The sequence below is a fragment of the Pedococcus sp. genome, assembly GCF_036554925.1.
GTDB lineage: Bacteria > Actinomycetota > Actinomycetes > Actinomycetales > Dermatophilaceae > Pedococcus_A.
Window position 1 is genome coordinate 1 of the sequence record NZ_DATBMI010000113.1, and the last position, 10,861, is coordinate 10,861.

At 72.3% G+C, this 10,861-nt stretch carries 12 protein-coding genes; 8 read left to right on the top strand and 4 right to left on the bottom strand.

Annotated features, from left to right (window positions below; genetic code table 11):
* A partial coding sequence (locus VIB11_RS09415) for an acyl-CoA carboxylase subunit beta (RefSeq protein ID WP_332030604.1) occupies window positions 1–1,019 on the bottom strand: 1,019 nt, incomplete at its 3' end.
* A 23-nt stretch (window positions 1,020–1,042) separates the two neighbouring features.
* Here VIB11_RS09415 and VIB11_RS09420 point away from each other — a divergent pair.
* The 5 genes from VIB11_RS09420 to VIB11_RS09440 all read left to right on the top strand — a co-directional run bounded on the left by VIB11_RS09420 (window position 1,043) and on the right by VIB11_RS09440 (window position 5,580).
* Window positions 1,043–1,831, top strand: coding sequence for a biotin--[acetyl-CoA-carboxylase] ligase (locus VIB11_RS09420; RefSeq protein ID WP_332030606.1), 789 nt, complete (start codon window positions 1,043–1,045; stop codon window positions 1,829–1,831).
* A gap of 83 nt (window positions 1,832–1,914) precedes the next feature.
* Complete coding sequence (locus VIB11_RS09425; RefSeq protein ID WP_332030607.1) at window positions 1,915–3,045, top strand: adenylate/guanylate cyclase domain-containing protein; 1,131 nt, start codon at window positions 1,915–1,917, stop codon at window positions 3,043–3,045.
* Window positions 3,042–3,839 (top strand): enoyl-CoA hydratase/isomerase family protein, encoded by a 798-nt coding sequence (locus VIB11_RS09430; RefSeq protein ID WP_332030610.1) that lies wholly within the window; start codon window positions 3,042–3,044, stop codon window positions 3,837–3,839. Before VIB11_RS09425 ends, VIB11_RS09430 begins: the two co-directional genes overlap by 4 nt.
* A gap of 29 nt (window positions 3,840–3,868) precedes the next feature.
* The gene (locus VIB11_RS09435; RefSeq protein ID WP_332030612.1) at window positions 3,869–4,546 is read left to right on the top strand and encodes a response regulator transcription factor; all 678 of its coding nucleotides are present in this window, start codon (window positions 3,869–3,871) and stop codon (window positions 4,544–4,546) included.
* Between the two features lie 8 nt (window positions 4,547–4,554).
* Entirely contained in the window at window positions 4,555–5,580 is a 1,026-nt protein-coding gene (locus tag VIB11_RS09440) for a HAMP domain-containing sensor histidine kinase (RefSeq protein WP_332030614.1), read from the top strand.
* Between the two features lie 24 nt (window positions 5,581–5,604).
* On the opposite strand, the gene VIB11_RS09445 is transcribed toward VIB11_RS09440, so the two are convergent.
* Complete coding sequence (locus tag VIB11_RS09445; protein ID WP_332030625.1) at window positions 5,605–6,096, bottom strand: GtrA family protein; 492 nt, start codon at window positions 6,094–6,096, stop codon at window positions 5,605–5,607.
* 70 nt (window positions 6,097–6,166) lie between these two features.
* On the opposite strand from VIB11_RS09445, the gene VIB11_RS09450 reads away from it, so the two are divergent.
* Both VIB11_RS09450 and purE read left to right on the top strand, forming a co-directional pair.
* Complete coding sequence (locus tag VIB11_RS09450) at window positions 6,167–7,375, top strand: 5-(carboxyamino)imidazole ribonucleotide synthase (protein ID WP_332030615.1); 1,209 nt, start codon at window positions 6,167–6,169, stop codon at window positions 7,373–7,375.
* Complete coding sequence (purE, locus tag VIB11_RS09455) at window positions 7,372–7,905, top strand: 5-(carboxyamino)imidazole ribonucleotide mutase (RefSeq protein WP_332030617.1); 534 nt, start codon at window positions 7,372–7,374, stop codon at window positions 7,903–7,905. Before VIB11_RS09450 ends, purE begins: the two co-directional genes overlap by 4 nt.
* Before the next feature lie 65 nt (window positions 7,906–7,970).
* Here the strand turns inward: purE and VIB11_RS09460 are convergent, their stop codons facing one another.
* The gene (locus VIB11_RS09460; RefSeq protein ID WP_332030619.1) at window positions 7,971–8,426 is read right to left on the bottom strand and encodes a CoA-binding protein; all 456 of its coding nucleotides are present in this window, start codon (window positions 8,424–8,426) and stop codon (window positions 7,971–7,973) included.
* A gap of 209 nt (window positions 8,427–8,635) precedes the next feature.
* On the opposite strand from VIB11_RS09460, the gene VIB11_RS09465 reads away from it, so the two are divergent.
* Window positions 8,636–9,697 carry an LLM class F420-dependent oxidoreductase gene (locus VIB11_RS09465; protein ID WP_332030621.1) on the top strand — a complete coding sequence of 354 codons (1,062 nt, stop codon included), beginning with the start codon at window positions 8,636–8,638 and terminating at the stop codon, window positions 9,695–9,697.
* 75 nt (window positions 9,698–9,772) lie between these two features.
* On the opposite strand, the gene VIB11_RS09470 is transcribed toward VIB11_RS09465, so the two are convergent.
* A partial coding sequence (locus VIB11_RS09470; RefSeq protein WP_332030623.1) for a VCBS repeat-containing protein occupies window positions 9,773–10,861 on the bottom strand: 1,089 nt, incomplete at its 5' end.

Below are 10,861 nucleotides of genomic sequence, written 5' to 3' on the forward strand. Positions count from 1 at the left end.
TCGACGCGGCCGAAGCCGCAGATGATGTTGGGCGCGAACAGCGGCTGCACCTCGAGGAACTCGCCGTCGTCGAGCACGTGCCCGATGACGGTGTGCATGTCGTACGGCTGGTTCGGGCTGTCCGGGATGAGGGTGTCGAGCTCGCGGTCCTCGTCGGTGACGGTGAGGTCGTTCTCGAGGTCGTAGGAGGGAGGCTCCTCGAGGTTGTTGCTCGGCAGGTAGGACAGCAGCGCCTTGACGTAGTCGATGGCGTCGTCCTCGTCGCTGCCCATGTAGTGCGCCACGCCGGACCTGGTGTTGTGGGTGCGGGCACCGCCGAGGTCCTCGAAGGAGACCACCTCGCCCGTGACGGTCTTGATGACGTCGGGGCCGGTGATGAACATGTGCGAGGTCTGGTCGACCATCACGGTGAAGTCCGTGACGGCGGGGGAGTAGACGGCGCCGCCGGCGCAGGGTCCCATGACGAGCGAGATCTGCGGGATGACGCCCGAGGCGTGCACGTTGCGGCGGAAGATCTCGCCGTAGAGACCGAGCGAGACCACGCCCTCCTGGATGCGGGCGCCGCCGGAGTCGTTCAGCCCGATCACCGGGCAGCCGACCTTCATGGCGAAGTCCATGACCTTGCAGATCTTCTCGCCGAAGACCTCGCCGAGGGAGCCGCCGAAGACCGTGAAGTCCTGCGCGAAGACGGCGACCGTGCGGCCGTCGACGGTGCCGTAGCCGGTGACGACGCCGTCGCCGTAGGGCCGGTTCTTCTCCTGGCCGAAGGCATTGCTGCGGTGCCGGGCGTACTTGTCCATCTCGATGAAGGAGCCCTCGTCGAGCAGCATCTCGAGCCGCTCGCGCGCCGTCTTCTTGCCGCGGGCGTGCTGCTTCTCGACCGCCCGCTCCGACCCGGCGTGGGCCACCTCGGCGACCCGGCGCTTGAGGTCGGCGAGCTTGCCGGCGGTGGTGTGGACGTCGATGTCGTCGGGAACCTCGGTGCCCCCGGTGACGACGGATTCGGTGCTCTGGGCCATGCCGGGAGCCTAGCCTTGCCTGTATGCGCGGACCCCTTGACAGTGAGGCATTGCACGAGGCGTTGGTCACGTCGGGCTCGCCGTGGCGGGGCCTCGACGTCCACGCCGAGCTCGGCTCCACGAACGCCGAGGCAGCGGCCCTCGGCGAGCCGTGGCGGGTCATCACCGCCGACCACCAGAGTGCCGGGCGGGGCCGGTTGGGGCGGTCCTGGGAGGACACCCCCCAGACCTCGATCGCCGTCTCCGTCCTGCTGCCGGCACCCGCGACGGGTGTGGGCTGGATGCCGCTCGTCACCGGCCTCGCGGTCTCGCGGGCTGTCGCGGAGACCGCCGGGGTGCACACCGGCGTGAAGTGGCCCAACGACGTGCTCGTGGAGGAGGACGACTGGCGCAAGGTCTGCGGCGTCCTGTGCGAGGTGCACCCGGCGGGCGTCGTCGTCGGCTTCGGCGTCAACGTCGACCAGACCCGCCAGGAGCTGCCCGTCGAGACGGCCACGTCCCTGCGCCTGTGCGGTGCGGAGGGCGTGCGCCGCGAGGACCTCATCGCCTCGTGCCTGCGCCACCTTGCGGGGCTGCACGCCGACCTGCTCGCCGGCGGCGGGGCACGCGAAGCCGTGCACACGGCATACCGGGCCGCCTGCCGCACCCTGGGCATGGTCGTCGACGTCACGGCCGGCGACCGGGTCCAGCAGGTGCAGGCGCTCAACATCGACGACGAGGGCCGGCTGCTCGTCCACGGGGAGAGCGGCGAGTATGCCGTGGCGGCCGGTGACGTGGTCCACGTCCGACCCGTCGTGCCTCCCCAGCCCTGACGGGAAGGCCCGGCCGGGCCCGATCCGGCCGGACACGGCATGATCACCGTGTCGGCGGGCGCCCGCGTGCCCGGTGCGAGCCCATGAGCCACCCGCGCTCACACAAGGAGGTGTCGGCGGTGCGCAAGACCGGTCGGCACCGCCTGGTGCGCCCCGGCGAGGAGCAGCCCGGGCCCACCGAGGACACCATCGAGGCACGCCTGCTCGGCCGCCCGGCCACCATGGGTCGGCGCGAGGTCAGCCGCGGCGCCCGCGTGTCGCTGCTGAGCGCCCGCAAGTTCTGGCACGCCCTCGGCTTCCCCATCGTGGAGGACGAGGACGCCGCGTTCACCGAGGCAGACCTCGTGGCGCTCAAGGCCGTCGCCCGGCTGGTGCGCGAGGAGCACTTCGACGAGCCGACCGCCCTGGCGATGACCCGGGCCTTCGCGCGCACCACCGACCGGCTCGCGGTCTGGCAGACCCAGCTCATGGCCGAGGTGCTCGCCTCGCCCGACCTCGAGGCGGCCGCCCTCGACGAGGCCGACTCGCGCGCCGTGCCCGACCTCGACGCTGCGCGCGCCGCCGCCGACAAGCTGGCCGACCTCGCCGACGACCTCGAGCCGCTGCTGGTCTACGCCTGGCGGCGGCACCTGACGGCTGCCATAGCCAGGATGCTCGCCGACGCCACGCCCGACGAGTCCGGGGAGGGCGTCTTCCGCGTCGTGGGCTTCGCCGACCTGGTCTCGTTCACCTCGCTCGTACGCCGCCTGACCGAGCGGCAGCTGGCCGTGATGGTGCAGCGCTTCGAGGCCCTCGCCACCGACATCGTCACGGCGCACGGCGGCCGGGTCATCAAGACGGTCGGGGACGAGATCCTCTTCGTCACCGTCGAGGCCGCGCCGGCAGCCGCGATCGCCCTCGACCTCGTCGACACCATGGCCGAGGACGACCTCCTGCCGGACGTGCGCGTCGGAATGGCCTACGGTCGCGTGATCTCCCGGCTCGGCGACGTGTTCGGCACCACCGTGAACCGTGCCAGCCGGCTGACCGCCGTGGCCCCGCCCCGGGGCGTCCTCGTCGACGACGCCCTGACCACCTCGCTGGCCGCCCTGTCCGGCTTCCAGATGACCGCCCTGCGCCGCCGCCACCTGCGCGGCATCGGCCAGGTCACCCCCAGCGAGCTGCACCGCGCCCGCGGAGAGCGGCGCACCACCCGAAGAGAGGTCCACCCATGAGCCAGGCAGCACCGCTGGTGCGCATCGAGCGGCACGGTGACGGCGGCCACGTGGCCGAGCTGGTGCTCGACCGTCCCGAGGCGATGAACGCCGTGTCCACCGCGATGGCCCGGGCGATCGGCGCGGCCACGGCCGAGCTCGCCGCCGACGCGTCGGTTCGCGCCGTCGTCGTCAGCAGCACCCACGAGCGGGCCTTCTGCGTCGGCGCCGACCTCAAGGAGCGGAACAGCCTGACCGACGACGAGCTGCGCGCGCAGCGCCCGCTGGCGCGAGCGGCATACGGCGGGGTCCTGGCGCTGCCGGTGCCCGTGGTGGCCGCGGTCGACGGGTTCGCGCTCGGCGGCGGCTTCGAGATCGCCCTCTCCTGCGACCTCATCGTCGCGGGGGAGGGCGCCACGGTGGGGCTGCCCGAGGTGAGCGTCGGCGTGATTCCCGGTGGTGGTGGCACCCAGCTGCTGACCCGCCGGGTCGGCTGGTCGCGGGCCGCCTCGATGATCTTCACCGCGCGCCGCCTCGGTGCGGCGCAGGCCCACGAGCTCGGGGTGGTCGACGAGGTGGTGGCCGCCGGCTCGGCGCGCGAGCGTGCCCTCGAGCTGGCCGCCACGATCGCCTCGCACTCGCCGGTCGGCCTGCGCAACGCCAAGCGCGCCATGCGCCTGGGCTTCGACACCGACCTCGCCTCCGGCCTGGACATCGAGGACGAGTGCTGGGCGGCGACGGCGTTCTCCGGTGACCGCGCCGAGGGTGTCGCCGCCTTCGCCGAAAAACGCCGTCCGGTGTGGCCCGGTCGCTGAAATCGGACACCAGTCCCTACGATCACCCCATGACCCGAGTGCTGCTGGCCGAGGACGACCCCGCCATCTCCGAGCCGCTGGCCCGAGCCCTGCGCCGCGAGGGGTATGACGTCGACGTGCGTGCCGACGGCCGAGCCGCCCTGGACGCGGCCGCGGAGAACCCCGACCTGGTGGTTCTCGACCTGGGCCTGCCCCACGTCGACGGCCTCGAGGTGTGCCGCCGGATCCGCGCCGAGGGCCGCTCCGTCCCCGTCCTGATCCTCACTGCGCGGGCCGACGAGGTCGACACCGTGGTGGGCCTCGACGCCGGCGCCGACGACTACGTCACCAAGCCCTTCCGCCTCGCCGAGCTGCTCGCGCGGGTGCGGGCCCTGCTGCGCCGCAACCCCGCTGACGCCGCGCCGACCAGCGAGCTCGTGAGGATCGACCCCGAGGGCCGCCGCGCGTGGTTCAAGGACGAGGAGCTCCAGCTCACCGCCAAGGAGTTCGACCTGCTGCGCGTCCTCGTGCGAGAGCAGGGCAAGGTGGTCTCGCGTGAGCAGCTGATGCGCGAGATCTGGGAGACCGCCTGGTTCGGCTCGACCAAGACCCTCGACATGCACATCTCGGTCCTCCGGCGGAAGCTCGGAGACGACGCCGCCCAGCCTCGTTACATCGCGACCGTCCGCGGCGTCGGCTTCCGGTTCGAGCGGGGCGAGGGGGCCTAGCCCCGGACATGCGCCAACAGCTGGTCCGGTCGACGGTCCTCGCCGTCACCCTCGCCATCCTCATCATCGGCCTGCCGGTGCTCGCCGCCACCTGGTGGCTCACGACGCGGGAGGGGCGCCCGCTGCCCGACTGGGTCGAGAACGGCGCCTCGGCCAGCACCTCGCTGCTCCTGATGGGCGTCGTCCTGGCGTTGTCCGTCCTCGCGCTCGGGGCCGGTGTGTGGGTCGCCACCCGCCAGGCGCAGCGGCTGTCCCGGCCGATGACGCTGCTCGCCGACCGCGCCGAGCGCCTCGGTGCGGGAGAGTCACGGATCCAGCCGCTGCACTCGGGGATCGCCGAGCTCGACCAGGTCTCGGAGGTGCTCGCCCGCAGCGCCCAGCGGCTCACCAAGTCGTTGGCCTCGGAGCGGGACTTCGCCGCCGACGCCTCGCACCAGCTGCGCACCCCGCTCACCGCGCTGCTGATGCGCCTGGAGGAGATCGCCGCCACCGACGACCTCGAGGTGGTGCAGGAGGAGGCGAACATCGCCATCTCGCAGGTCGAGCGGCTCACCCGCGTCGTGGACGACCTCATGGCCCGCACCCGCGGCGGGGGCGACGAGCCGCGGGCGACCGTCTCGCTCGACTCGGTGATCGCCGCACTCCAGCGGGAGTGGCAGCCGGCCTTCGAGCAGGCCCGCCGCAGCGTCCGGGTCCACGGCGAGCGCGGCCTCGTCGTGCACGCCACCCCCGTCGCGCTCTCCCAGGTGCTCTCGACCCTGCTCGAGAACTCCCTCGCCCACGGGCGTGGCACCGTGGACGTCCACGCGCGGCGCAGCGGCCCGTCCGTCGTCGTCGAGGTCAGCGACCAGGGCGACGGGGTGCCCGCCACGATCGCCCCGCACATCTTCGAGCGCTCGGTGTCCTCCGGCGGCACCGGCCTCGGCCTGGCGCTCGCCCGCGACCTCGCCGAGTCCAACGGTGGGCGGCTGGAGCTCATCCAGGCGCAGCCGGCGATCTTCGCGCTCTTCCTCTCGGAGTCCGAGGACGTCTGAGGGACTGGCCGGGTGCCCGGCGGCTCAGTGCCGGTGGCCCTGCTGGTGGGCCAGCGGCGAGGCGTCCTCGAGGATCTCTCGCTTGGAGAACACCACCGTGCGGTAGGCCCAGAACCGGAACAGGGTGCCGAGCGCGATGCCGATGATGTTCGCGACGTTGTCGGCGGCCAGCGTCTGGAGCCCGAGCACGTAGTGGGAGAACGCGATGGTGCCGGCACCGATGAGCAGCGCGACGCCGTTGGTGAGGAAGAACAGCAGCGCCTCGTGGTGCATGGGCCGGCTGCGGCGGTGCCGGAAGGTCCAGACGCGGTTGCCGACCCAGGCGAAGGCCGTGGCGACCGAGGCCGAGATGATCTTGGCCGTCGTCGGCTTGTCCTCGAGCACGGTGGCCCGCAGGAGGTTCATGAGCCCGACGTCGATGACGAACGCGAGGGCGCCAACCACCCCGAACTTGATGGCCTCGCGGTAGAGCATGCTGAGGGCGCCGCGGAGTCGCTCGATGAGGTCGGTCAGCATGCGCACCCCCTGAGCCTAGCCGTCGCGGACCGTTGCCCCCGCGGCCCCGCCGCCCGATATCCTCACGCGGGTGAGCTCTCCTCAGCGCGCCCCCGGCGGATTCCCGGTCGTCGGCATCATCGGCGGCGGGCAGCTGGCGCGGATGTGCGCCGGCCCGGCCGCCGAGCTCGCCATCACCCTCAGCGTCCTCGCCGAGTCGCCGGACGCCGCCGCCGCGCAGGTGATCCCGTCGGCCCCCGTCGGCGACCATCGCGACGTCGAGGCGGTGCGCGCCTTCGCGAGGGAGTGCGACGTCGTCACGTTCGACCACGAGCACGTCCCGGCGGACGTCCTGGCCGCGCTGGAGGCCGACGGAGTGCTCCTGCACCCGAGCCCGGCTGCGCTGGTCTTCGCCCAGGACAAGCTGGCGATGCGGCGCCGCCTCACCGAGATCGACGTGGCGTGCCCGGCCTGGGCGCAGGCCCGAACCGCCTCTGACGTCGAGGAGTTCGCCGCGCAGGTCGGCTGGCCGGTCATCGCCAAGACCCCGCGCGGCGGCTACGACGGCAAGGGGGTGCGGGTCGTGGCAGGCGTCGAGGACCTCCACGACTGGCTGGACCAGGCCACTCTCGACGCGGCCAACGGTGGTCCCCTCGCCGAAGGCATCCTCCTCGAGGAGAAGGTCGACTTCACCCGTGAGCTGGCCGTGCTCGTCGCCCGCAGCCCCTCCGACCAGGCTGCCGCGTGGCCGGTGGTCGAGACGGTCCAGACCGACGGCATCTGCACCCAGGTCCTCGCCCCGGCTCCCGACCTCGACCCCCACCTCGCGGCAGTGGCCACGGAGGCTGGGCTGCGGATCGCCGAGAACCTCGGCGTCACAGGCGTTTTCGCGGTCGAGATGTTCGAGGTGCGCGATCCGGAGACCGGCAGCCCCGCGTACGTCGTCAACGAGCTGGCGATGCGCCCGCACAACAGTGGTCACTGGAGCATGGACGGCGCCGTGACGGGCCAGTTCGAGCAGCACCTGCGGGCGGTGCTCGACCTGCCGCTCGGTGCGCCGACCCCGCGCGAGCCGTTCACGGTGATGGCCAACGTGCTGGGCGGTGAGTACCCCGAGCTCTACCCGGCCTACCGGCACCTCATGGCCCGTGACCCGGGGCTGAAGGTGCACCTGTACGGCAAGGGCGTTCGGCCGGGGCGCAAGATCGGGCACGTCAACGTGAGCGGCACCGACCTCGAGGACCTGCGGGAGCGGGCCGCCCACGCCGCCGACTACCTGACAGGGGTCATCACCGCATGAGCACCACGTCCCACGGCGCCGAGGGCCCCGTCGTCGGCCTGGTCATGGGCAGCGACAGCGACTGGCCCGTGATGGAGCTGGCCGCGCAGGCGCTGGAGGAGTTCGGCATCCCCTTCGAGGCGGACGTCGTCTCGGCGCACCGGATGCCCGACGAGATGATCGCCTACGGTCAGCAGGCCGCGAGCCGGGGCCTGCGCGTCCTCATCGCCGGCGCCGGGGGAGCAGCCCACCTGCCCGGGATGCTGGCTGCGGTCACACCGCTGCCGGTCATCGGGGTGCCGGTGCCGCTCAAGCACCTCGACGGCATGGACTCCCTGCTCTCGATCGTGCAGATGCCGGCGGGCGTGCCGGTGGCGACGGTGTCGATCGGCGGGGCCCGCAACGCCGGGCTCCTGGCCGCCCGCGTCCTCGCGGCGGGCGAGGGCCCGCAGGCGTCCCGGCTGAGGGATGCGATGAGCGCGTTCCAGGCCGACCTGCGCGACCAGGCGCACGCCAAGGGCGCCGCGCTGCGGGAGCGCCGCCGGGCCTAGCTACCGGGCCCAGCTGCCGGGCCCAGCTGCCGGGCCCAGCTACCGGGCCCAGCTACCGGGCCCAGCTACCGGGCCATGCCCTCCGAGCGCACCTTGGGGTGCTCGACCTTGGGGCAGGTGTCCATCACGACGCCGAGGCCGGCACGTCGCGCCCGGTCCGCGGCGTCCTCGTCGATGACGCCCTCCTGGAGCCAGACGGCGTCGATCTGGAGCCGGTCCCTGTGCTCGATGGCCTGGTCGACGACGGCCCCGACCCGGGAGGAGTTCACGAAGCAGTCGACGACCTTGATGTCGGTGCCGTCGGGGATGTCGGCCAGCGTGGCATAGCCCTGGTCGCCGTCGACGGTCTCGGCCTTGGGGTGCACGGGGATGATGCCCTTGTGCTGCTCGTGCTTGAGCCACCGCGCCACGCTGTGGGCCGCGCGCTTTTCGTTCGTCGACAGCCCCACGACCACCCAGATGCCGGGATCGGTCATGAGCTCGCGGATCAGCTGCGGGTCGTTCTGGTGGCGCAAGGTCATGAGGCCAGCATCACACGTCGCGAGGGGACCGCAACCCTCCGGCGGCGAAACCCCGCAGGTCAGCCGATCAGCGACAGGCCGCCGCACATCGGCCGGCACGACGGCCGGGGTTGGAATCGTCGGGGTGCGGGCGACCCAGTAACGTCGTCAGCGATCCGGCTGCGGGACCGCGCCCGGCCGGTGGACCACTCACCCCAGGAGGCACGCCCATGAAGTTCGGTCTGTTCATTCCCCAGGGGTGGCGCATGGACCTCGTGGGCATCGAGCCCAGCCAGCACTGGGGTGTGATGGCTGGGCTGGCCCGGCGGGCGGACGCGAACAACGACTGGTCCTCCATCTGGGTCTACGACCACTTCCACACCGTGCCCGAGCCCAGCCGCGAGGCCACGCACGAGGCCTGGACCCTCATGTCGGCCCTGGCCGCGGTCACCGGCCGGGTCCGGCTGGGCCAGATGTGCACGTGCATGAGCTACCGCGAGCCGGCCTACCTCGCGAAGGTCGCCGCGACCATCGACATCATCGCCGAGGGCCGGCTCGACATGGGCATCGGCGCCGGCTGGTACGAGCACGAGTGGCGCGCCTACGGCTACGGCTTCCCGACGGCCGGCGAGCGCCTGCGCCGCCTCGAGGAGGGCGTGCAGATCTTCCGCGACCTGTGGACCACCGGGGAGGCGACCTTCTCGGGCAGGCACTACCAGGTCGACGGCGCGATCTGCGCCCCGCAGCCCCTCCAGGGCACGGCGCTCCCGGGCTCGAAGGCCAACGGCATCCCGATGTGGATCGCCGGGGGTGGCGAGAAGAAGACACTGCGCATCGCCGCCCAGTACGCCGACTACACCAACTTCGACGGCAGTCTCGACGGCTTCAAGCACAAGAGCCGCATCCTGCGCGAGCACTGCGAGGCGCAGGGGCGCGACTTCGGCGAGATCGTGCGCAGCGCCAACTACAACGTCGTGATCGGGCGCGACGAGCGCGAGGTGAAGAACCGCCTCGCGTGGATCCGCGAGCAGTACCTGCGTGCGGGTCTCACCGAGGCCAGGGCCGACGAGCAGGTGCGCGCTGCCGCCAGCGGGCCGGCGGTCGGCACCCCCGAGCAGATCGTCGAGAAGTTCAGGAAGCTCGAGGCCGCCGGCATGACCTACGCGATCACCTACTTCGCCGAGGCGGCCTACGACAACACCGCCATCCAGCTCTTCGAGCAGGAGGTCCTGCCCGAGCTCGTCGACCGTGAGGACCACGGCCACCACTTCCACCTGCGGCGCCGTCACTGAACCTCTCGCCGGACACGCACAAGGGCGGGTATGCCGGGTGGTGACCACCCGGCATACCCGCCCTTGGTGTGTGGGTCAGGAGGTGAAGGCGAAGGACTGCCACCCGCGGCCGATGTCGCCGACGAGGTTGCTGTCGAAGCGCCCGTCGCCGACGACGCCGTAGGCGACCATGTAGCCGTCGCGGTCCCTGGCGAGGACGTTCACGAGTGAGCCCACCTGCTCGGGGCCCGCCAGCGTGGTGAAGACGTTCCAGCCCGCCCCGACCTTGCGCCGGGCGTCGAACCCGCCGCGCCCGTTTCCGGGGTAGAGCCAGAGGGTCCCGCCGGTGTCACGGGCCAGGAGGTCGGCGTCGTTGTCGTAGTCGAAGTCACCGGCGCCGACGATCGAGCTCATGACGTTCCAGCCGGTGCCCAGACGGGCCCGCGTGGTCAGGCCACCCCGCCCGTTGCCCGGGTAGAGCCACAGGGTGCCGCCGCCGTCGCGGGCGACGAAGTCGGCGCGGCTGTCACCGTTGAAGTCGCCGGTGGCCACCGGGTAGTAGCCGTTCCAGCCGGCCCCGATCTGGACCCGAGGAGCGACCTTGGCGCCGCCCCGGCCGTCGTAGCGCCAGAGCCGGCCGCTGGTGTCGCGGGTCAGGATGTCGCCGCGGCCGTCGCCGTTGAGGTCGCCGGCGGAGAGGATGGCCGAGTAGATCTGCCAGCCGTAGCCGAGCAGGACCCGGCTGCCGAACCTCGGTGCGCCGGTGTCGAGGTCCTGGGTCATCGGGTAGACCCACTGCTGGCCTGAGGAGTCGCGGGCCAGCACGTCGGGGTTGCTGTCGCCGGTGAGGTTCGTCGTGCCGGTGCTCAGCGGCTGGCGCACGTCGTAGCCGTGGAAGCCGGTGTACGTCTTGTCGAGGCGGGCGCCGATCGCCGTCTCCTCCATTCCGTCGGGGCCGAAGGCGCCGCGGATCACGGAGAAGGTGTTGTCGTCGGGATTGTCGACGTCGTGCATGTCGACGTCGACGACGTAGACGGTGCCGTCCGGGGCGACCCGGGGCCGCTCGTACCAGTGCGTGGTGCTGGTCTGCACCGTGCCGACCTGGTCGGTCGCCTGGGGCACGACGGCCCGCACGTGGAACGTGGTGCCGTCGCCTTCGGTGAACCAGATGCGGCCGTCAGGTGC